The sequence below is a fragment of the Pseudomonas sp. KH_021 genome (assembly GCF_057838865.1).
In genome coordinates this window covers 5,381,592-5,402,848 of the sequence record NZ_CM174477.1, presented here as the reverse complement: position 1 = coordinate 5,402,848, position 21,257 = coordinate 5,381,592, and the positions used below count along the sequence as shown (strand labels likewise).

General features: G+C 58.1%; 17 protein-coding genes and 2 tRNA genes. 12 read left to right on the top strand and 7 right to left on the bottom strand.

The genetic code is table 11. The features are described from left to right. The first annotated feature begins 17 nt into the window (after positions 1-17). The 12 genes from tpiA (at position 18) to AC3IX4_RS24915 (ending at position 11,008) form a co-directional block, all read left to right on the top strand. The gene (gene tpiA, locus AC3IX4_RS24970; protein WP_489258001.1) at positions 18-770 is read left to right on the top strand and encodes a triose-phosphate isomerase; all 753 of its coding nucleotides are present in this window, start codon (positions 18-20) and stop codon (positions 768-770) included. A 4-nt stretch (positions 771-774) separates the two neighbouring features. Then, positions 775-1,161 carry a preprotein translocase subunit SecG gene (secG, locus tag AC3IX4_RS24965; RefSeq protein WP_489258000.1) on the top strand — a complete coding sequence of 129 codons (387 nt, stop codon included), beginning with the start codon at positions 775-777 and terminating at the stop codon, positions 1,159-1,161. Between the two features lie 20 nt (positions 1,162-1,181). Beyond that, positions 1,182-1,267, top strand: a tRNA-Leu gene (locus AC3IX4_RS24960). A gap of 96 nt (positions 1,268-1,363) precedes the next feature. Beyond that, a tRNA-Met gene (locus AC3IX4_RS24955) sits at positions 1,364-1,440 on the top strand. Between the two features lie 133 nt (positions 1,441-1,573). Continuing rightward, positions 1,574-2,032 (top strand): ribosome maturation factor RimP, encoded by a 459-nt coding sequence (rimP, locus tag AC3IX4_RS24950; protein ID WP_489257999.1) that lies wholly within the window; start codon positions 1,574-1,576, stop codon positions 2,030-2,032. A gap of 59 nt (positions 2,033-2,091) precedes the next feature. After that, entirely contained in the window at positions 2,092-3,573 is a 1,482-nt protein-coding gene (nusA, locus tag AC3IX4_RS24945) for a transcription termination factor NusA (RefSeq protein WP_489257998.1), read from the top strand. A 27-nt stretch (positions 3,574-3,600) separates the two neighbouring features. After that, a complete protein-coding gene (gene infB, locus AC3IX4_RS24940) occupies positions 3,601-6,096 on the top strand; it encodes a translation initiation factor IF-2 (protein ID WP_489257997.1) in 2,496 nt (831 codons plus the stop codon). 118 nt (positions 6,097-6,214) lie between these two features. Then, positions 6,215-6,616 (top strand): 30S ribosome-binding factor RbfA, encoded by a 402-nt coding sequence (gene rbfA, locus AC3IX4_RS24935; protein WP_489257996.1) that lies wholly within the window; start codon positions 6,215-6,217, stop codon positions 6,614-6,616. Between the two features lie 3 nt (positions 6,617-6,619). Continuing rightward, positions 6,620-7,537, top strand: coding sequence for a tRNA pseudouridine(55) synthase TruB (gene truB / locus AC3IX4_RS24930; RefSeq protein WP_489257995.1), 918 nt, complete (start codon positions 6,620-6,622; stop codon positions 7,535-7,537). Between the two features lie 114 nt (positions 7,538-7,651). Next, positions 7,652-7,921 (top strand): 30S ribosomal protein S15, encoded by a 270-nt coding sequence (rpsO, locus tag AC3IX4_RS24925; RefSeq protein ID WP_489257994.1) that lies wholly within the window; start codon positions 7,652-7,654, stop codon positions 7,919-7,921. 251 nt (positions 7,922-8,172) lie between these two features. Then, the gene (gene pnp / locus AC3IX4_RS24920; protein WP_489257993.1) at positions 8,173-10,278 is read left to right on the top strand and encodes a polyribonucleotide nucleotidyltransferase; all 2,106 of its coding nucleotides are present in this window, start codon (positions 8,173-8,175) and stop codon (positions 10,276-10,278) included. A 370-nt stretch (positions 10,279-10,648) separates the two neighbouring features. Further along, a complete protein-coding gene (locus tag AC3IX4_RS24915) occupies positions 10,649-11,008 on the top strand; it encodes a BON domain-containing protein (protein WP_489257992.1) in 360 nt (119 codons plus the stop codon). 231 nt (positions 11,009-11,239) lie between these two features. Here AC3IX4_RS24915 and AC3IX4_RS24910 read toward each other — a convergent pair whose 3' ends face one another. The 7 genes from AC3IX4_RS24910 to panB all read right to left on the bottom strand — a co-directional run bounded on the left by AC3IX4_RS24910 (position 11,240) and on the right by panB (position 21,142). Next, positions 11,240-14,176 carry a DUF748 domain-containing protein gene (locus AC3IX4_RS24910; RefSeq protein WP_489257991.1) on the bottom strand — a complete coding sequence of 979 codons (2,937 nt, stop codon included), beginning with the start codon at positions 14,174-14,176 and terminating at the stop codon, positions 11,240-11,242. A 127-nt stretch (positions 14,177-14,303) separates the two neighbouring features. After that, entirely contained in the window at positions 14,304-15,170 is an 867-nt protein-coding gene (locus AC3IX4_RS24905) for an oxygenase MpaB family protein (RefSeq protein WP_489257990.1), read from the bottom strand. Positions 15,171-15,217: 47 nt separating this feature from the next. After that, positions 15,218-17,152 carry an acetate--CoA ligase gene (acs, locus tag AC3IX4_RS24900; RefSeq protein WP_489257989.1) on the bottom strand — a complete coding sequence of 645 codons (1,935 nt, stop codon included), beginning with the start codon at positions 17,150-17,152 and terminating at the stop codon, positions 15,218-15,220. Between the two features lie 105 nt (positions 17,153-17,257). After that, positions 17,258-18,922, bottom strand: coding sequence for a glucose-6-phosphate isomerase (gene pgi / locus AC3IX4_RS24895; protein WP_489257988.1), 1,665 nt, complete (start codon positions 18,920-18,922; stop codon positions 17,258-17,260). A 79-nt stretch (positions 18,923-19,001) separates the two neighbouring features. Further along, positions 19,002-19,382: an aspartate 1-decarboxylase gene (gene panD, locus AC3IX4_RS24890; protein ID WP_008153310.1), complete on the bottom strand. Its 381-nt coding sequence runs from the start codon at positions 19,380-19,382 to the stop codon at positions 19,002-19,004. Positions 19,383-19,484: 102 nt separating this feature from the next. Beyond that, a complete protein-coding gene (gene panC, locus AC3IX4_RS24885; RefSeq protein ID WP_489257987.1) occupies positions 19,485-20,345 on the bottom strand; it encodes a pantoate--beta-alanine ligase in 861 nt (286 codons plus the stop codon). Next, complete coding sequence (gene panB / locus AC3IX4_RS24880; RefSeq protein WP_489257986.1) at positions 20,342-21,142, bottom strand: 3-methyl-2-oxobutanoate hydroxymethyltransferase; 801 nt, start codon at positions 21,140-21,142, stop codon at positions 20,342-20,344. The genes panC and panB overlap by 4 nt, the downstream gene beginning before the upstream one ends. Positions 21,143-21,257: the final 115 nt, after the last annotated feature.

Below are 21,257 nucleotides of genomic sequence, written 5' to 3'. Positions count from 1 at the left end.
GACCGACGAGGTACAGCATGCGTCGCCCTATGGTAGCTGGTAACTGGAAAATGCACGGTACCCGCGCCAGCGTCGCTGAGCTGATCAAGGGCCTAGGTAATCAGGCCCTGCCTGGCGGTGTTGATGTAGCGGTTTTTCCGCCTAGCGTGTACATCGATCAAGCGATCGAAGGTCTGCTGGGTGCAGGGGTTGCAGTAGGCGCCCAGAACTGCGCAGTCGAGCAAAAGCAGGGCGCCTTGACCGGTGAGGTTTCGCCGGAGCAATTTGCTGATGTAGGCTGCAAGCTGGTGTTGGTGGGTCATTCGGAGCGTCGCCAGATGGGCGAGAGCGATGAAATGCTCAACCGCAAGTTTGCAGTGGCTCAAGCGGCTGGCCTGATACCGGTGTTGTGTGTAGGGGAAACCCTTGAGCAGCGCCAGGCAGGTGAAACGCTTGAAGTGGTTGGGCGTCAGCTCAACAGCATTATCGAAGCGTTTGGTGTCGAGGTTTTTGCTGGAGCGGTTGTGGCGTATGAGCCGGTCTGGGCCATTGGTACCGGGCTGACGGCAACGCCGCAGCAAGCGCAAGATGTGCATGCGGCCATTCGCGCGCAACTGGCAGCAAAGAATGCCGAGGTCGCACAAGGCGTGCGGCTTCTATACGGCGGCAGCGTGAAGGCGGCCAATGCGGTCGAACTGTTCGGCATGCCGGATATCGATGGGGGGCTTGTTGGTGGAGCTTCCCTGGATGCAGATGAATTCGGTGCGATCTGTCGCGCCGCGGGAAACTGAGAAAATGCTGGAAACAGTCGTAGTCGTTTTTCATCTGCTGGGTGCGCTGGGCGTAGTAGCTCTGGTTTTGCTGCAGCAGGGTAAAGGTGCGGATGCTGGCGCGTCTTTCGGAGCAGGTGCATCAAATACTGTGTTCGGAAGCCAAGGTTCCTCTACCTTTCTTAGTAAGTTTACTGCTATACTTGCCGCCAGTTTCTTCTTGACCAGCTTAGGGTTAGGTTACTTTGCTAAAGAGAAAGCTCACGAGCTGACTCAAGTAGGTTTGCCAGATCCAGCAGTGTTGGAAGTACCGAAGCAAAAACCGGCAACAGATGATGTTCCGGTGCTCCAGGAACAGCAAAAGACTGAAGTAGCTCCTACTGACGTCCCAGCGAATCCAGAGCAGAAGTAAAGGGTTTCAAATGTAGTTTTGCCGAGGTGGTGGAATTGGTAGACACGCAACCTTGAGGTGGTTGTGCCCATAGGGTGTAGGGGTTCGAGTCCCCTTCTCGGTACCAATTAAGCAAGATAGCCCGCAGTAGCGGGCTTTCTTGTAGGTGGAGGTTAGATTGACCCTGACGGGGTTCGGTCGTATACTTTCGCCCCAGCTTTGTCGCGGGGTGGAGCAGTCTGGTAGCTCGTCGGGCTCATAACCCGAAGGTCGTTGGTTCAAATCCAGCCCCCGCAACCAGTTTTAGCGGAGCCCCTTTTCAGGGGCTTTTTGTTAGCTGGACAGTTTTTATGGCGTCGTTATTCAGCGGCGTTTTCCGGGATGGGCGCTTTGCCCATTTTTTATTTGCACAAGCATGCACGAGGGGGTTCAGGTGTCGAGCAAGCTAGAACAGTTGCAGGCCTTGTTGGCCCCGGTGGTCACGGGCCTTGGCTACGAATGCTGGGGCATTGAGTTTTCCGCTCAAGGCCGTCATTCACTGTTGCGTATTTATATCGATAAAGAAGGCGGCGTGTTGGTTGATGACTGCGCAATTGTCAGTCGTCAGATCAGCGGTATTCTCGACGTCGAAGATCCTATCGCTTCTGAATACACCCTTGAAGTTTCTTCTCCTGGCATGGAACGCCCGCTGTTCACTCTTGAGCAGTTTGCCGCGCACGCCGGGGAACAAGTGAAGATCAAGCTGCGCTCGCCTTTTGAAGGGCGTCGCAATTTTCAGGGCCTTCTGCGTGGGGTAGAGGAGCAGGACGTCGTGGTGCAGGTTGATGACCATGAATTTCTGTTGCCGATCGATTTGATCGACAAGGCCAACATTATTCCCCGATTTGACTGAGACGTGCCAGATCCTGCGGATCACGCGGATCCAAGGGCTTGCGAAAGGCGAGGCGTACGATGAGCAAAGAAGTACTGCTGGTTGTTGAGTCGGTATCCAATGAAAAGGGTGTACCGGCTAGCGTAATTTTTGAGGCGCTGGAAGTGGCTCTGGCCACCGCGACCAAAAAACGTTTTGAAGACGAAGTCGACCTGCGTGTGGAAATCAACCGTCACACTGGTAACTACGAAACCTTCCGTCGCTGGACGGTCGTCGAAGAAGACGATCTTGATGATCCAGCGATCGAGACCTGGCCGAGCAAGATTCAGGTAACCTATCCTGAAGCCAAAGTCGGCGACGTCATCGAAGAAAAAATCGAATCGATCGAGTTCGGTCGTATCGCGGCTCAAACTGCCAAGCAAGTGATTGTGCAGAAAGTCCGTGAAGCCGAACGTGCTCAAGTCGTGGACGCCTACCGCGAGCGACTGGGCGAAATTATCTCCGGCACGGTGAAAAAGGTAACGCGTGACAATGTCATCGTTGACCTGGGCAATAACGCCGAAGCCTTGCTGGCACGCGAAGATATTATTTCTCGCGAAACTTTCCGGGTTGGCGTACGTGTTCGTGCGCTGCTCAAGGAAATCCGCACCGAGAACCGTGGACCTCAGCTGATTCTGTCGCGTACTGCGCCAGAAATGCTGATCGAACTGTTCCGCATCGAGGTGCCGGAAATTGCTGAAGGTCTGATTGAAGTGATGGCTGCGTCCCGTGACCCGGGTTCGCGTGCCAAGATCGCTGTTCGCTCCAAGGACAAGCGCATCGACCCACAAGGTGCCTGCATCGGTATGCGCGGTTCGCGCGTCCAGGCGGTATCGGGTGAGTTGGGTGGTGAGCGTGTTGACATCGTCCTGTGGGACGACAACCCTGCTCAGTTCGTGATCAACGCTATGTCTCCGGCTGAAGTGGCGGCAATCATCGTTGATGAAGATGCCCATGCCATGGACATCGCCGTCGGTGCGGACAATCTGGCCCAGGCAATTGGTCGCGGCGGTCAGAACGTACGCCTGGCCAGTCAGTTGACTGGCTGGACCTTGAACGTGATGACCGAATCGGACATCCAGGCCAAACAGCAAGCTGAAACCGGCGATATCCTGCGCAACTTCATCGACGAGCTGGAAGTCGACGAAGAGCTGGCCCAGGTGCTTGTCGACGAAGGCTTCACTAGCCTGGAAGAGATTGCCTACGTACCGTTGGAAGAAATGCTCAACATCGATGGTTTTGACGAGGACATCGTCAACGAGCTTCGTGCTCGGGCCAAGGACCGTTTGTTGACCAAAGCCATCGCTACCGAGGAAAAGCTGGCAGACGCCCATCCAGCCGAAGACCTACTCTCTCTTGAGGGTATGGACAAGGATTTGGCGATGGAACTGGCGGTGCGCGGCGTGATTACCCGCGAAGACCTGGCCGAGCAGTCTATTGACGACCTGCTCGACATCGACGGCATTGATGAAGAACGTGCCGGCAAGTTGATCATGGCCGCCCGAGCCCACTGGTTCGAGTAAGTAGGCGCGGCCTGAGGAGAGAAGTGCATGACGCAAGTCACGGTGAAAGAATTGGCCAAAGAGGTCGCCGCACCGGTAGAGCGCCTGTTGCAGCAGATGCGTGAGGCAGGTTTGCCACACACCGACGCCGGACAAGTTGTGACCGACAATGAGAAGCAGGCTCTGCTGGCTCATTTGAAAAGCAGCCACAAAGCCAAGGCGGAAGAGCCGCGCAAGATTACCTTGCAGCGCAAAACCACCAGCACCCTGCGTGTGGCTGGCAGCAAGAGCATCAGCGTAGAAGTACGCAAGAAGAAAGTATTCGTGCAGCGCAGCCCGGAAGAAATCCAGGCTGAGCAGAAGCGCGAGCAGGACGAACGTCGCGCCGCTGAAAATGCTGCACGCCAGAAGGCTGATGAAGAAGCCCGTCTGCGTGCTCAGGATGAAGCGCGTCGTCAGCCTGCCCAGGCAGCTTCGCAGCCAGCAGCTGCAGCGCCGGCTCCGGCACCTACAGTGCCTGTGGTTGACGCAGTAGAACCTGCTCCAGCTCCGGCGGTAGAGCGCAAGAAAGACGAACTGCGTCGCCCGGACAAACCGCGCAACGATGATCGTCGCGACGAGCCTCGCAAGGCTGCGCCGCACCGCGCCACCGTTAAAGAGAAAGCGCCGACTCCACGGGCTGCTCCGCGCACTACCGACGAAGAAAGCGATGGTTTCCGTCGTGGTGGTCGTGGCAAGGGCAAGCCGAAGAAGCGTAATGCTCACGGCTTCCAGAGCCCTACCGGCCCTGTCGTGCGTGACGTATCCATCGGTGAGACCATCACCGTGGGCGAATTGTCGGCACAGATGTCGGTCAAGGCCGCTGAAGTCATCAAGTTCATGTTCAAGCTGGGCACTCCGGTGACCATCAACCAGGTACTGGACCAGGAAACTGCCCAGCTGGTTGCTGAAGAACTTGGTCACAAAGTTACGCTGGTCAGCGACAACGCCCTGGAAGATTCCCTGGCCGAGTCCCTGAAGTTCGAAGGCGAGACTTTTGCTCGTGCGCCGGTTGTGACCGTAATGGGTCACGTTGACCACGGTAAGACCTCCCTGCTCGACTACATCCGTCGTGCCAAGGTTGCTGCTGGCGAAGCCGGTGGTATTACCCAGCACATCGGTGCATACCACGTTGAAACCGATCGCGGCATGGTCACCTTCCTCGACACCCCAGGCCACGCGGCGTTTACCGCTATGCGTGCTCGTGGTGCCAAGGCGACCGACATCGTGATCCTGGTGGTTGCAGCGGACGACGGCGTGATGCCGCAAACCGTTGAAGCCGTACAGCATGCGAGCGCCGCTGGCGTACCGCTGGTTGTTGCGGTGAACAAGATCGACAAGCCAGGTGCAGACCTGGATCGCATTCGCAGCGAGCTGTCGACTCATGGCGTGACTTCCGAGGAATGGGGTGGCGACACACCTTTCGTCCAGGTCTCCGCCAAGATGGGTACCGGCGTCGACGAACTGCTGGAAGCTGTCCTGCTGCAAGCCGAGATCCTCGAGCTCAAGGCCACTCCATCCGCGCCTGGTCGTGGTGTCGTGGTCGAGTCGCGTCTGGACAAGGGTCGTGGCCCGGTAGCCACCGTGCTGGTCCAGGACGGTACTCTGCGCCAAGGCGACATGGTCCTGTGCGGTTCGAACTATGGCCGCGTGCGTGCCATGCTTGACGAAAACGGCAAGCCTGTTAAAGAAGCCGGCCCGTCGTTCCCAGTCGAGATTCTCGGCCTGGACGGTACGCCGGACGCTGGTGACGAGCTGAGCGTGGTCGCTGACGAGAAGAAAGCCCGTGAAGTGGCTCTGTTCCGTCAAGGCAAATTCCGCGAAGTCAAACTGGCTCGCGCTCATGCTGGCAAACTCGAAAACATTTTCGAGAACATGGGCCAGGAAGAGAAGAAGACCCTCAACATCGTCCTCAAGGCCGACGTTCGTGGTTCTCTCGAAGCCCTGCAGGGCTCCCTGGGCGGTCTGGGCAACGACGAAGTACAAGTACGGGTCGTGGCAGGCGGTGTCGGTGGTATCACCGAGAGCGATGCTAACCTGGCGCTCGCGTCCAACGCGGTGCTGTTCGGCTTCAACGTTCGTGCCGATGCCGGTGCGCGCAAGATCGTCGAGCAGGAAGGTCTGGATATGCGTTACTACAACGTAATCTACGACATCATCGAAGACGTCAAGAAAGCCCTGACCGGTATGCTCGGCAGCGATGTTCGCGAGAACATCCTGGGTATCGCCGAAGTGCGTGACGTGTTCCGTTCGCCGAAGTTTGGCGCGATCGCAGGCTGCATGGTGATTGAAGGTACGGTCCACCGTAACCGTCCGATTCGTGTACTGCGCGAAGACGTTGTTATCTTCGAAGGCGAACTCGAATCGCTGCGTCGCTTCAAGGACGATGCGTCCGAAGTGCGTGCCGGCATGGAATGCGGTATCGGCGTCAAGAGCTACAACGACGTCAAGGTCGGTGACAAGATCGAAGTCTTCGAGAAGGTCCAGGTGGCTCGTACGCTTTAAGTCGCGAGCTCAAGGAATCAGGTGGGTTGCGCCCTTGGCGCACCCCCGGGTTCTGAACGCAACGCCCGGTCAGGCTTCCGCCTCGCCGGGCGTTTGCCGCTTTAGTTACAGGTGAGACATGGCAAAAGTATATAGCCGTACCCAGCGAATCGGTGATCAGATGCAGCGTGAGCTGTCCCAACTGATCCGCCGCGAAGTCAAGGATCCTCGCGTTGGCCTGGTCACCATCACTGCGGTCGATGTAAGCCGCGATGTGGGTCATGCCAAGATCTTCATTACCGTGATGGGGCAGGACACTGCCCAAGACATCGCACAAACCTTGAAAGTGCTGAACTCTGCCGCAGGCTTCCTGCGCATGCAGCTGGCTCGGGAAATGAAGCTGCGCAGCGTTCCTCAACTGCACTTCCATTACGATGAAAGCGTCGCCCGCGGTGCCCATCTGTCGGCACTGATCGAGCGCGCCGTGGCTGAAGACAGCCAGCACCAGGAAAACGGCTCGAACCTGGAAGCCAAGGAGTAACCCGTGGCACAGGTCAAGCGTATTCGTCGTAATGTCAGCGGTATCATTCTGCTCGACAAGCCTTTGGGTTTCACATCCAACGCCGCGCTGCAGAAGGTTCGCTGGTTGCTCAATGCCGAAAAGGCAGGGCATACCGGAAGCCTCGATCCATTGGCGACCGGTGTCCTGCCGTTGTGCTTTGGCGAGGCCACCAAGTTTTCCCAATATCTGCTCGAGTCCGACAAGGGCTACGAAACGGTTATGCAACTGGGTGTTACCACCAACACCGCGGACGCAGAAGGCGAAGTTTTGCGTACTCGCGAGGTGACCGTTGGTCGTGCCGATATCGAAGCCGTTTTGCCACAATTTCGTGGTCAAATCAGTCAGATACCGCCGATGTACTCCGCCCTCAAGCGCGATGGTCAGCCGTTGTACAAGCTGGCCCGTGCAGGTGAAGTAGTGGAGCGTGAACCGCGTTCTGTTACTATTGGCCGCTTGGAGCTGCTCGAGTGTGAAGACACCCGTGCACGGCTATCGGTAGATTGCACCAAGGGTACCTACATCCGCACCTTGGTCGAGGATATCGGCGAGCAGTTGGGGTGTGGGGCTTATGTCGCAGAATTGCGCAGAACCCAGGCAGGCCCTTTCTCGTTGGCACAGACCGTCACGCTCGAAGAGCTTGAGCGGGTGCATGCCGAAGGCGGTAATGAAGCGCTCGACCAGTTCCTGCTGCCTTCGGACAGCGGTTTGCAAGACTGGCCTTTGCTGCAGTTTTCCGAGCACAGCGCGTTCTATTGGTTGCATGGGCAGCCAGTGCGCGCCCCCGACGCGCCGAAGTTCGGCATGGTTCGGGTACAAGATCACAATGGTCGCTTCATCGGTATCGGTGAAGTGAGCGAAGACGGGCGTATTGCGCCGCGTCGACTGATTCGGTCGGAATGACCGAACGAGGATGGCTGTTAATAGGCACGGTCACCCCTCACTTTTAAATACAGGGTTTTGTCCCTGGCCTATTGGAAACCGAGACTTCGGTTCCCTTGATTTTGGAGAAGCCAGATGGCACTCAGCGTTGAAGAAAAAGCACAGATCGTTGGCGACTATCAGCAAGCAGCCGGTGACACCGGTTCGCCAGAAGTGCAAGTTGCACTGCTGACCGCAAACATCAACAAGCTGCAAGGCCACTTCAAGGCCAACGGCAAAGACCACCACTCCCGTCGTGGTCTGATCCGTATGGTTAACCAGCGTCGTAAGCTGCTGGACTACCTGAAAGGCAAAGACACCACTCGTTACAGCACCTTGATCGGTCGTCTGGGCCTGCGTCGCTAATAGCGGCCCGGCCAGTGGTGTGCGTGGCGGGTTCGGCTCCTCGAGTCCAGGCTTCATCGCCTGGCTTGATGAACGCGCCGCGCGTATCTATGAGGTTGGTTGCCTGTCTTGCTTGAGCGTTTATCGCTTTTGCAGGGCAGGCTTCCAGCCTCAAGTTTTATCTGGACGGTCAAAGGGGCCGATTCCCCTTTCTGCCCAAGAATTTCGCAAGAAGCCAGTTCCCCCAGAGCCACTAAAGAAGGTAGGAAGCCGTGAACCCGGTAATCAAGAAGTTTCAGTTCGGTCAGTCGACCGTAACCCTCGAAACGGGCCGTATTGCCCGTCAAGCCTCCGGCGCTGTGCTGGTCACCGTTGATAATGACGTCACCGTACTGGTGACCGTGGTTGGCGCTAAACAAGCCGATCCAGGCAAGGGCTTCTTCCCTCTGTCTGTTCACTATCAGGAAAAGACCTACGCTGCCGGCAAGATCCCTGGTGGTTTCTTCAAGCGTGAAGGCCGTCCTTCCGAGAAAGAAACCCTGACCTCGCGTTTGATCGATCGCCCGATCCGCCCGCTGTTCCCAGAAGGTTTCATGAACGAAGTGCAGGTTGTCTGCACCGTCGTTTCGACCAGCAAGAAGACTGATCCAGACGTCGCTGCGATGATCGGTACTTCCGCTGCGCTGGCCATCTCCGGCATTCCGTTTGAAGGCCCGATCGGCGCCGCTCGCGTTGCTTTCCATGAAAGCACCGGCTACCTGCTGAACCCAACCTACGAGCAATTGGCCGCTTCGAGCCTGGACATGGTCGTCGCCGGTACTTCCGACGCCGTTCTGATGGTTGAATCGGAAGCCAAAGAGCTGACCGAAGACCAGATGCTGGGCGCTGTTTTGTTCGCCCACGACGAACTCCAGGTCGTTATCCAGGCTGTCAAAGAGCTGGCCGCCGAAGCTGCCAAGCCTACCTGGGACTGGAAGCCAGCCGTTGCCAACACCGCGCTGCTGTCGTCGATTCGTGCCGAACTCGGTGAAGCCGTTTCCCAGGCCTACACCATCACCGTAAAGGCTGATCGCTACGCTCGCCTGGGCGAGTTGCGTGACCAGGCCATCGCCAAGTTCTCTGGTGAAGAAGGCCAGCCTTCTGCCGGTGAAGTGAAAGAAATCTTCGGCGAGATCGAATACCGCACCGTTCGCGAAAACATCGTTAACGGCAAGCCACGTATCGACGGTCGCGACACTCGTACTGTTCGCCCGCTGAACATCGAAGTCGGCGTTCTGCCCAAGACTCACGGTTCGGCACTGTTCACCCGTGGTGAAACCCAGGCCCTGGTCGTCGCGACCCTGGGTACTGCGCGTGATGCGCAGCTGCTGGACACCCTGGAAGGCGAGAAAAAAGACCCCTTCATGCTGCACTACAACTTCCCTCCGTTCTCGGTGGGTGAGTGCGGTCGCATGGGCGGTGCTGGTCGTCGTGAAATCGGTCACGGTCGTCTGGCTCGCCGTTCGGTCCAGGCCATGCTGCCAGCTGCCGACGTGTTCCCTTACACCATCCGTGTGGTATCGGAAATCACCGAATCCAACGGCTCCAGCTCCATGGCGTCGGTATGCGGTGCATCCCTGGCACTGATGGACGCTGGTGTTCCGATGAAGGCTCCGGTGGCGGGTATCGCCATGGGTCTGGTCAAAGAAGGCGAGAAGTTCGCCATTCTGACCGACATCCTGGGTGACGAAGACCACCTGGGCGACATGGACTTCAAGGTAGCCGGTACCTCCAAAGGTGTTACCGCGCTGCAGATGGACATCAAGATCAACGGTATCACCGAAGAAATCATGGAAATCGCTCTGGGCCAAGCCCTGGAAGCGCGCCTGAACATTCTCGGTCAGATGAACCAGATCATCGCTCAGTCCCGTAGCGAGCTGTCCGAAAACGCTCCGACCATGATCGCGATGAAGATCGATACCGACAAGATTCGTGATGTCATCGGTAAAGGTGGCGCGACCATCCGTGCGATCTGCGAAGAAACCAAGGCTTCGATCGACATCGAAGACGACGGCTCGATCAAGATCTTCGGCGAAACCAAGGAAGCAGCAGAAGCGGCGCGTCAGCGCGTTCTGAGCATCACTGCTGAAGCCGAGATCGGTAAGATCTACGTCGGTAAGGTTGAGCGCATCGTCGACTTCGGCGCATTCGTGAACATCCTGCCAGGCAAGGACGGTCTGGTTCACATCTCGATGCTGAGCGATCAGCGCGTCGAAAAAGTGACCGACATCCTCAAGGAAGGTCAGGAAGTAGAAGTACTGGTACTGGACGTGGACAACCGCGGCCGTATCAAGCTGTCCATCAAGGACGTAGCAGCGGCCAAGGCATCGGGCGTTTAAAGATCTGTAGGGAGCAGGGTTTACCCGCGATGAAGACCGCGCGGTTCTCCTGATACACGGTGGTGGACCCATCGCAGCCAAGGCTGGCTCCTACAAAGATTTGCCAGCAGTTAAAAAGGACCCCTTGGGGTCCTTTTTTTGTGGCTGCAGGAATGAGGCCGAGGATTACGGGTGGACTTGCATCTTGCACGCAGAATTAAGGCTGAGCATGCAATATGCACGAACGGCGGAACTGGATGTATTTTTAAATTATTGAAATTAAAGGTAAAAATACTATTCGAAAGGTTGGCACAAGCCCTGCAACAACCTAGTTACCCTGACGCCAGGCTCCACCAGAGGCGCAGACTTTCGAAAAACAGGAGTGACTCGTATGAAGAAGATCGCCATTGCTGCCGCTACTGCCACTGCCCTGACCCTGACTCTGGCCAACGCGGCATTCGCCCAACAGCCTGCCCAGACTACTCAGGCTCCCATGATGGTTGCTGCTGGTGAAGTCACCAAAGCCAAAGAAGCAACCTCCGATACCTGGATCACCACCAAGGTCAAAGCTGACCTGATGACTGAAAAAGGGATTCCAGGCAGCGACATCAAGGTGGAGACCAACAAAGGCGTAGTTTCCCTGTCTTCAACCGTCGCCGTGACCGATGCACAGAAAGATATGGCTATTGCTATCACCAAGAAAATTAAAGGCGTGATGGCGGTTTCGGCCGATGGCCTGAAATCCGAATAAGGATTTCGCCAGTATCAGAAGGTTCATGCGAAGACCAAAAGGACTTGGTCACCTTCATCAAACCCCGATGTTCTTCATCGGGGTTTTTTATTGAGCGTTAAGGTATTGCACCCACGATTTGGGGTAGGAGCCGGCTTTAGCCGCGATAGCCTCACCGCGGTTTGCCTGGTGCACCCCGGTGAGGCTATCGCAGCCAAGGCTGGCTCCTACAGTGGGGCATGCGCCCCCGTTTCATTCGCTATCCAAGTGCAGCGGCGTGATAACACGGCCATCGGACTCAGCCTGTCCCAGGGAGGCATCGATAAAGTACACGCGGTCGTCAGCCAGTTGTCCTTTGTCCACCAGAAAATCCTTGATGGTGCTGGCCCGGGCCTGCCCCAGTTGGCGCAACAACAGGGCGCTTTCAGCCCAGGACTTGAGTACCGCTTCACGCAATTTTTCGGTACGCCCGGTTTTGTCCAATTGCTCCCATTCGGCCGGTGGTTGCTGCTTTAGGCGGGCACGGTAGATCCCTTCAAGCATCGGCGTTTTTTCGTCATCTGGAACCTGCAGCAGCGCCGCTTGGGCCGGGACCTTGTCGCCACGCCGTTGCAGGATCTTGTAGTAGGTGCTCTGGTATTCGCGCTCAAGACGTTGCTCGGCAATCAGTGGGCCGTCACTGCTCTGGGCGCTGGTGCCTTCGATTTCAAGACGCAGGGCAGGGCGTGCCTTGAGTGCTGTCGCAAGCTTGGTGAGTGCTGATTGAGCATCCCCGCTCAGTTCGCTCGAACCGGCCGCAAAGGCCACGGTGCCAAGGTCTTGCGCACCACCGCCATCGATCAGCCCGCCAATGAACTTGAACGGCGCCTGGGCGGCGCGTAACACCAGATTTCTAAGGGTTTGCCAGACGATCGGCATTACGCTGAATTGGGGGTCATTGAGGTTGCCGGAGACCGGTAGCTCGATGGAGATCTTGCCCTCAGTGTCCTTGAGCAAGGCAATGGCCAGGCGGATGGGCAGGTCGACCGCATCAGGGCTGTCGACTTTTTCGCCCAGTTGCAACTGTTCGACCACGACTTTGTTCTCGGCCTTGAGCTGGCCTTTGGTAATCACATAGTGCAAATCGAGGTTCAAGCGGCCCTTGCGGATGCGATAGCCCGCGAACTTGCCTGAGTAAGGCGTCAGGGTGGTCAGCTCGACACGCCGAAAGCGGGTGGCAATATCCAGGCTGGCCAGCGGGTCGAATGGGTTCAGGCTGCCTTTGATGGTGACGGGGGCGTAGCGGTCAACCTTGCCTTTGACATCGACCTTGGCCGGCTTGCGCTGGCGGCTATCGATGGTGCCAATTTCACCGTTGAGTTGTTGCATGGCGGTGGCGAAGTTCGGCGTCAGGCTGAAGTCCGCGAAGTTGGCAGAACCGTCATTGATGCTAATGGCGCCGATGTGCACGCCCAGGGGCTTTTCCTGGCTGGCAGCTGGTTTGGCCGCGGCTTTGGGATTGGTCTCGGAGGGTTGCGGGATCAGCAGGTCGCTGACGTTGGTGGTGCGGTCCTCGTTGATCATAAAACGCGCGTAGGGCTGTTGCAGCGAGACCTTGGCGATCGATATCAACTCGCCGTGACGATACTCCAGGCCGTCGAGTTGCAGTTGCTGCCATTTCACGAAGTCACGCTCCTTGAGCGTATCCAGGGTATGCAACTGGTTGACCTGGGCCTTGCCAGTGACGACCAGTGCCAGTGGCTCAGTACTTTTGAGGTCGACATTCAGATCGCTGCCCAGCATGCCGCTACGCAGCTCAAGACGGATGAGTGGGCTGATATACGCCTGCGCGACTCGCAGGTCGATGTCCTGGGTACTGACCTTGAATTTTGCGCTGATGGGGGCCAGATTCACCTCCCCCGACGCCTGCAATTTGCCTTGCTTACCCAGGCCGCTATCAATCTTGAGGGTAAAAGGGGACTTGTTCAGGCTGTCGAAATTCTGCAAATCGACATTCAGTGGGCCCAACTCCAGCGCCACTGGCTCCTTGGGCTGACGGTCGGTCAGGTGAACCTGGTAATTACGTAGCTGGACATCACGCAACAGCACTTGCCAAGGCTTGCCAGGGGCGGCCGGCACGGGTTTATTTTCGGGTTTGTCGTCGGCAGTCGGCGGGGCCGTTTTTTCCTCGGGCGCAGGTTTGTTCGGCTGGCTGGCAAACAGTTTTTGCCAATCCAGCTCGCCATCTGCCTCACGCGCGGCCCAGGTTTCCAGCTTCTGGCTGCGTATTTTGCCAACCGTGACCAACTGTTTGGCCAGGTCAACCGAGGTTTCGCTGACATCCAGGCGCTCCAGGCGCGCCAGGGGGCGTCCATCGGGGGCCTTGATGGCAAAGGGTGCGATGCTGATAGAGGCGTTCTCCAGCAGCAATTGGGTGTCTTTGGAGAGGTTCAGCTTGTAGTCCGTGCTGAAGTTCAAGACACCCTTTTCAAGCACAAGGGGGAGTGCATCGCGAACATACGGCCAGAAGACTTTCATCTTGCCGTCAGTGATCTTGAGTGTGCCTTCGGAAGTGATGGGCACCAGGCTGATCCGGCCACTCCAGTCGACACGTCCACCTCCAGGGCCGATAGCCACCAGGGTCATGTCGGCGTTGTCATCGGGCAGGGTGCTGAGGTTTTTCAGCGCAAGGTTCATGTCGTCGTAGAGGAACTCGATTGGCTCGCTAGGGCGCATGTCCTTGAAGTGCAGATACCCACCGGCCAGCTTGATCTGGTCGATACGCAGGGGGAACGGCTTGCTCTCGGGGTCTTCTGGCTTGGGCTCACTGGCAGGAAGCTTGAATAGCCCAACCAGATTCAATGTGCCGTCTTTGTTGAACAGCATTTCGGTACGCGGCTTATCCAGTTCGACGTCGGCCAAGTGCAAGGCTTTTGTCCACAGGCTGTCCAGTTGCAGGTTGGCGTACAGGCGTTCGAAAGCGACTTGTTCCTTGCCTGGCTCACCGATCTGCAAGCCCCACAGCGTCAGTTCCAGGCTGAATGGATTGAACTCCAAGCGCTCAAGATGAGCGGGCGTGGTCGCATAATTGGTCAGTTGTTGATTGGCAATTCGCAGACCAATCCCTGGCAGTATCAGAAAGCCAAGCAGGCTGTAGAGGGCCAAGACAGTCAACAAGGCGCCAATGGCGCGTTTCAATCCTTTGGGCATGTGAGGCGTCATCTGGCTCGGACAAAGAAGTGCTTGGAGTATGGCACGCGATTTCAGTTCCGAAGTATTGGCTACGGCGACTGTAGGAAAGATGACATTCCTGGCGTGATATATGGCTTACATGTCGTTAGACGCTCATGCGCCTGCGGGCACGATGAACCGACCCATCGCGTACCGCCCAACGCAGAATGGGCGCGGTGGCATTGATGCTGGCGCGAATCAGGTGGCGATGTACCGGCCCAGGTTTACGCTCGATCAGGGTGCTGGCCCACAGTGGCAGCAGATCGATCCCCGCCTGCATCATCAAGGCTCCGAAGGGCTTGGCCAGGCGGCTGGGGGCAGGGGCATCGAGCAACAGGCGGATGACTTCGCGGCTGCGGTGATCGCAGACCAAATGCGTGCGCATGCGCTGCAGGTAGCCGGCAATGGCTTGGCGAGATCGGGGCACGTCGCGTGCGCCCAAGCGTTCGGCCACCAGCGCGATCTCATCGTAGTAGCGATCCTGCTCCGCGCCACTCAGGTGCGGGTTTCGGTAACGCAGGTGGGCCGCGAGGAAGCTGCTGACTTCCGCCACATGCACCCAGGTCAACAGGTCGGGGTCGCTGGCGGCGTAAGGGCGCCCGTCTTCGGTGGTACCCACCACTTGCAGGTGAATGGTGCGGACTTTGTTGATCAGCCAATTGGCATCGTCGGTGGCGCCAAAGGTGGTGCCGGAGATGAATTGCCCGGTGCGGCGAAGGCGACCGAGCATGTCCTGGCGAAAATTGGAGTGGTCCCAGACACCCGCCAGGGCGAGAGGATGCAACATTTGCAGCAATAAGGCGCTGATGCCACCGATGAGCATGCTGGTGAAATCGCCATGGACTTGCCAGCTCACCGAGTCAGGGCCAAACAGGCCAGGATCGCCCTTGGGGTTCTCCAGATCCAGTTGGCCGAGCGACAGGCCGGTCAGGCTCAGTACTTGTGTTTCGATACGACGGCGAATGAGTTCCATGGCGACTTATGTTGAGGCCGGGCGCCATTGACTGGCGCCCGGTGAGGTCATTGGTTCAGGCGTTTGTCGATCAGCCCCTGGACCACGCTTGGGTCAGCCAGGGTGGAGGTGTCCCCCAAGCTGTCCAGTTCATTGCAGGCAATCTTGCGCAGAATCCGGCGCATGATCTTGCCGGAGCGGGTCTTGGGCAGAGCGGGTGCCCATTGAATCAGTTCGGGTTTGGCGAAACTGCCGATTTCTTTGCTGACCAGCGTCAACAATTCCTGTTTCAAGGCATCGTCTGGGGTGACGCCGTTCATCGGCGTGACAAAGGCATAAATGCCCTGGCCCTTGAGGTCGTGAGGGTAACCGACCACGGCCGCTTCAGCGATGCTGTCGTGCAGCACCAGCGCGCTTTCGACTTCAGCGGTGCCGATGCGATGGCCGGACACGTTGATGACATCATCAATGCGGCCGGTGATCCAGATATAACCATCTTCGTCCCGGCGAGCGCCGTCTCCGGTGAAATAGTAGCCTGGGAACGGTTTGAAGTAGGTATCGATCATCCGTTGATGATCACCATACACGCTGCGGATCTGCCCAGGCCAGCTGGATTTGATGGCCAGGATTCCGCTGCCCGGCCCCTCGAACGGCTTGCCCTTTTCATCCAGCAGCACCGGTTCCACGCCGTAGATGGGCTGAGTCGCGCAACCCGGCTTGACTCGGCGAGTGCCTATCAGTGGGGTCAGCATGGCTGCGCCGGTTTCGGTCTGCCACCAGGTATCGACGATGGGGCAGCGCTGTTCGCCCACCTCGTTGAAATACCATTCCCAGGCTTCGGGGTTGATGGGTTCACCGACACTGCCCAGCACCCGCAGACTCTTGCGCGATGTGCTCTTGAGCGGGCCACTGCCTTCACGCATGAGTGCGCGCAGGGCAGTCGGAGCGGTGTAGAAGATATTGACCTGATGCTTGTCCACCACTTGCCAGAACCGCGAGGCATCCGGGTAGTTTGGCACCCCTTCGAACATCAGGGTGATCGCGCCATTGGCCAGCGGCCCATAGACGATATAGCTGTGACCGGTGACCCAGCCGACGTCGGCGGTACACCAGAACACTTCACCCTCGCGGTAATCGAAGACCATTTTGAACGTCATGGCCGCCTGCAGCAGATAGCCTGCGGTGGTGTGCAAGACGCCCTTGGGCTTGCCGGTACTGCCGGAGGTATAGAGGATGAACAGAGGGTCTTCGGCGTCCATGGCTTCAGGCGGGCAATCGTCACTGGCCGCGTCCACCGCGCCTTGATAGGCCACATCGCGGCCTTCTTGCCATTGCACCTCGCCACCGGTGCGGGCTACCACCAGCACGGTGCTGACATCCGGGCAGCTTGCCAGCGCCTTGTCGACATTCGCCTTGAGGGCGATTTTCTTGCCCCCGCGTACGCCTTCATCGGCGGTGATGACGGTGCGGCAGTCGGCGTCGAGGATACGGTCACGCAAGGCATCCGGTGAGAACCCGCCAAACACCACGGAGTGAATGGCGCCTATACGTGTGCAAGCCAGCATGGCATAGGCCGCTTCCGGCACCATCGGCATGTAGATGCACACCCGGTCGCCTTTCTTGACCCCGCGTTGCTTGAGCACGTTGGCAAGCCGGCAAACCTGTTGATGGAGATCTTTGTAGGTGATTTTCTTGGCGTCTGCAGGGTTGTCACCCTCCCAGACGATTGCGACTTGATCTCCCCGCTTCTCGAGGTGGCGATCGATGCAGTTGACACTGATATTCAACTGGGCGCCCTTGAACCAGCTGGCAGCACCGGTGTTCATATCGAACTGACGAATCTGTTGCCAAGGCTTGATCCAGTCCAGCTGCTTGGCCTGCTCGGCCCAAAATTGCTCGGGTTGCTTGATCGACTGCTGGTACAGACGCTGATAGTCAGCCTGGCTGAGCTGCGCCGCCAGACTGACGGCATCGGCTTTTGGATAGGCACTGATATCGAACATGAGGGGTCCTTATTCTTGTTTTGCAACAAGCCTAAGGGTGCACCCTGCGTTCGGGCGGATCAAGGGGGGATGTGGCCGCTACCGGGGAGGTAGCGGCCAGGGCAATCAACCGCGGTGACGACTGCGGAAGAAATTGATCAGGCCCTGAGTCGAGGCATCGTCGGCGGCTGCTTCGAGCTCGCCGGTCAGGCGTTGGTAGACGCCCTTGCCCAGCTCCTTGCCCAGCTCCACGCCCCATTGGTCAAAGGCATTGATGCCCCAGATAACGCTCTGTACGAACACCTTGTGTTCATACATCGCCACCAGCGCGCCAAGGCGGCGCGGGCTGATGCGTTCAGCCACAAGGGTGTTGCTTGGGCGGTTGCCCGGAATCACCTTGTGCGGCGCCAGTTTCTGGATCGCGGCTTCATCCATGCCCTTTTCACGCAGTTCGGCTTCAGCCTCGGCGCGGGTCTTGCCGAGCATCAACGCCTGGCTCTGAGACAGGCAGTTGGCGTAAAGCCACTGGTGGTGATCGGCGACCGGATTGAAGCTCACCACCGGCACAATGAAATCTGCCGGGATCAGTTGTGTGCCTTGGTGCAGCAGTTGGTGATAGGCATGCTGGCCATTGCAGCCGACGCCGCCCCAGATGACGGGACCGGTGTCGTGATTGACCGGCGAGCCGTCCTGGCGAACGCTCTTGCCATTGGATTCCATGTCCAGTTGCTGCAGGTGCTTGGTGATGTTGCGCAGGTAGTGGTCATACGGCAGGATCGCGTGGCTCTGCGAGCCCCAGAAATTACCGTACCAGACGCCCAGCAGTGCCAGCAGCACCGGCATGTTCTGATCAAAGGGAGTGTTTAGGAAATGCTGGTCCATGGAGTGGGCGCCAGACAGCAGTTCCTTGAAGTTCGCGATGCCGATGGACAGCGCAATCGGCAAGCCAATGGCAGACCACAGCGAATAGCGGCCACCCACCCAGTCCCACATCGGGAAGATGTTTTCTTCACGAATACCGAAGGCAATGGCGGCAGCGTTGTTGCTGGAGACGGCGATGAAGTGGCGATACAACTCCGCTTCCGATCCGCCCTGGGCCAGGTACCAGCTACGGGCAGCCTGGGCATTCTTCAGGGTTTCAAGCGTGTTGAACGACTTCGACGACACGATGAACAGGGTTGTTTCGGCCTTAAGGTTAGCCGACAACTCATGGAATTCGCTGCCATCGATATTGGCCAGGTAATGGCAACGTACGCCTTTCTGCGCATAGGGCAGCAGGGCTTCGGACACCAGTTCCGGCCCCAGGAACGAGCCACCAATGCCGATGTTCACCACGTCCGTGATTGGCTTTTCGGTGTAGCCACGCCACAGCCCATCGTGAATGCGCACCACCAGTTCAGTGATCTGGTTCAGCACCTTGTGCACTTCCGGCATGACGTTCACGCCGTTGACATTCAATTTGTCACCCACCGGGCGGCGCAGCGCGGTATGCAGTGCCGGGCGGCCTTCGGACGCATTGAGAATCTCGCCGGCGAACAGCGACTTGATCGCGTCCTGCAGGCCGACGTCATTGGCCAACTGCACCAGCATGTCGCGGGTCTGGGTGGTGATCAGGTTTTTCGAATAGTCCAGGAACAAGCCGCAGCTGCTCAGGGAAAATTGATGGAAGCGTTGTGGATCAGCCGCAAATGCTTCGCGCATGCTGAAGTCCTGCATGGCTTGGCGGTGTTGGCTTAGCGCCTGCCAAGCGGGCAGGGTGGTAACGTCGTGAGGGGTGCGGTAGTACGCCATTGCTGCAGGTTTCCTTTTTGCTTGAACGGCTTTGGACACGAAAAGCGCGCTCAGGTTGCGCTGAGCGGTTTGCTCTTGGTCAGGCAACCTGAACTGGAATCGCGTTGCTGGTGTGGCTCAGTTCATTACCTGGCGCCATATACAGCATGCGGGGTTTGAAATTCAGCAGCTCAGCTTCGCTGTAGTGCGCATAGGCGCAGATGATGACTCGGTCGCCAACCTTGGCTTTGTGCGCAGCGGCGCCGTTGACCGAAATCATCCGCGAGCCTTCTTCGCCACGGATGGCGTAAGTGGTGAATCGCTCGCCATTGTCGATGTTGTAAATCTGTATCTGTTCGTACTCGCGGATGCCCGAGAGGTCCAGCCATTCACCGTCGATGGCGCAAGAGCCTTCGTAGTCGAGCACGGCGTGGGTAACTTCTGCGCGATGCAGCTTGGCCTTGAGCATGATTGCGTGCATGAATGTCTCCTCTGTCAGGGACTCGTACAAAGGCTGGGAACGACCCACAACCCCGCGAGCCGCGAGAGTGTGCCCGAAGCGCAAACCCCGGGCAATATAGACTCAGGCCTTGGCGTCGAGATTCAGATGCAGGTTGTCGATCAGGCGAGTGGGGCCAAGATAGGCAGCGGCCAGAATCACCAGGTCGCGGTCCTCGCGGGTGGCGGGTTGCAGGGTCATTGCCTGGCGGATCTCCAGGTAATCCGGGCGAAAGCCTGTGGCGATCAGTTGCTGTCTGGCATTCTCGATCAGCGTGGGGAAATCACGATCACCCGCCCCGATTGCCTCTGCGATGGCGTTCAACGAGCGGTACAAGGCTGGGGCCACCGCACGTTGATCCTCATTCAGGTAGCCATTGCGAGAGGACAGAGCAAGACCGTCGGTGGCCCTTACGGTAGGCTCGCCAATAATCTGTACGGGCTGGTTCAAGTCGCGTACCAGGGCACGGATCACCGCCAGTTGCTGGAAGTCTTTCTGGCCAAACACAGCCAGATCCGGCTGGACCATGTTGAACAGCTTGCTGACGACGGTCGCCACGCCTTCGAAGTGGCCTGGGCGGCTGGCACCGCAGAGGCCTTCGGACAGATGGGGGACGCTGACGCGCGTCTGCACACCCATGCCATCGGGATACATTTCTTCGACAGTGGGGGCAAATAGCAGGTGGCAGCCAGCCTGGAGCAGTGTTTCCTGGTCGGCGGCCATGGTGCGCGGGTACGTGTCCAGGTCTTCGTTGGGGCCGAACTGCAGCGGGTTGACGAAAATACTGGCGACTACAAAGTCGGCCCGCTGGGCAGCCTTGGTGACCAGCGCCGCGTGGCCGCTGTGCAGGTTGCCCATGGTCGGGACAAAGCCGATACGTTTGCCTTCGCTTCGCGCGCGCGCAACGGCTGCACGCAGTTCGCGGACGGTCTTGACAGTGTTCATGCGCTGAATCCGTGTTCGGTTCCTGGGAAAGTAACGTCTTTGACTTCTTTGACATAAGCGCGCAGGGCGCCTTGGATATCGGCTTGGCCGGTCATGAAGTTTTTCACGAACTTGGGAACGCGGCCACTTAACGACAAACCGAGCATATCGTGCATGACCAGCACCTGGCCGTCCGCAGCAGAGCCTGCGCCGATGCCGATCACAGGAATTTTCACCGCCTGGGCAATTTCAGCGGCCAGCTCGCTGGGCACGCACTCGAGCAGTAGCATGGCGGCGCCCGCCTGCTCCAGGGCGATGGCATCGGCGCGCATCTGCCGTGCCTGGTTTTCCTGGCGGCCTTGAACCTTATAGCCACCGAGGATATTCACCGCTTGTGGCGTCAACCCAAGGTGGGCGCAGACCGGAATGCCTCGCTCGGCGAGCAGGCGCACACTTTCGCCCAGCCAGCCAGCGCCTTCGATCTTGACCATATGCGCACCGGCTTGCATCAGTGCGGCACTGTTGGCGAAGGTTTGCTCATGGGTGGCATAGGCCATGAAAGGCAAGTCTGCGAGGATCAAGGCACCTTGATTACCCCGTTTGACACAGGCGACGTGATAAGCCATTTCGGCGGTGGTGACGGGCAGCGTGCTGTCGTGCCCCTGCAGGACCATGCCCAGAGAATCGCCGACCAGCAGCACTTCTACACCGGCCTGGCTGGCTGCGTGCGCGAAGGTCGCGTCATAGCAGGTCAGCATGGTTATTTTCTCACCCTTGAGTTTGAGGCTCTGCAAGGTGGTCAGGGTAATGTCAGGCATGAACTGTAATCCTCAGTCGGGCGCCATGAAACGCCTGCGTTCTACACAGGTTCTTGGGTTTTACAGAACAGAACGCCAATGTTTCTGGTGTATTGAAAGCGACTGTTCCGACTCT

What these genes read in the sequence shown, in the direction of transcription:
- tpiA (WP_489258001.1), top strand. Translation starts at nt 18, where the DNA reads ATGCGTCGCCCTATGGTAGCTGGTAACTGGAAAATGCACGGTACCCGC.
- secG (WP_489258000.1), top strand. Translation starts at nt 775, where the DNA reads ATGCTGGAAACAGTCGTAGTCGTTTTTCATCTGCTGGGTGCGCTGGGC.
- nusA (WP_489257998.1), top strand. Translation starts at nt 2,092, where the DNA reads ATGAGCAAAGAAGTACTGCTGGTTGTTGAGTCGGTATCCAATGAAAAG.
- infB (WP_489257997.1), top strand. Translation starts at nt 3,601, where the DNA reads ATGACGCAAGTCACGGTGAAAGAATTGGCCAAAGAGGTCGCCGCACCG.
- rbfA (WP_489257996.1), top strand. Translation starts at nt 6,215, where the DNA reads ATGGCAAAAGTATATAGCCGTACCCAGCGAATCGGTGATCAGATGCAG.
- rpsO (WP_489257994.1), top strand. Translation starts at nt 7,652, where the DNA reads ATGGCACTCAGCGTTGAAGAAAAAGCACAGATCGTTGGCGACTATCAG.
- AC3IX4_RS24915 (WP_489257992.1), top strand. Translation starts at nt 10,649, where the DNA reads ATGAAGAAGATCGCCATTGCTGCCGCTACTGCCACTGCCCTGACCCTG.
- AC3IX4_RS24910 (WP_489257991.1), bottom strand. Translation starts at nt 14,176, where the DNA reads ATGCCCAAAGGATTGAAACGCGCCATTGGCGCCTTGTTGACTGTCTTG.
- AC3IX4_RS24905 (WP_489257990.1), bottom strand. Translation starts at nt 15,170, where the DNA reads ATGGAACTCATTCGCCGTCGTATCGAAACACAAGTACTGAGCCTGACC.
- acs (WP_489257989.1), bottom strand. Translation starts at nt 17,152, where the DNA reads ATGTTCGATATCAGTGCCTATCCAAAAGCCGATGCCGTCAGTCTGGCG.
- pgi (WP_489257988.1), bottom strand. Translation starts at nt 18,922, where the DNA reads ATGGCGTACTACCGCACCCCTCACGACGTTACCACCCTGCCCGCTTGG.
- panD (WP_008153310.1), bottom strand. Translation starts at nt 19,382, where the DNA reads ATGCACGCAATCATGCTCAAGGCCAAGCTGCATCGCGCAGAAGTTACC.
- panC (WP_489257987.1), bottom strand. Translation starts at nt 20,345, where the DNA reads ATGAACACTGTCAAGACCGTCCGCGAACTGCGTGCAGCCGTTGCGCGC.
- panB (WP_489257986.1), bottom strand. Translation starts at nt 21,142, where the DNA reads ATGCCTGACATTACCCTGACCACCTTGCAGAGCCTCAAACTCAAGGGT.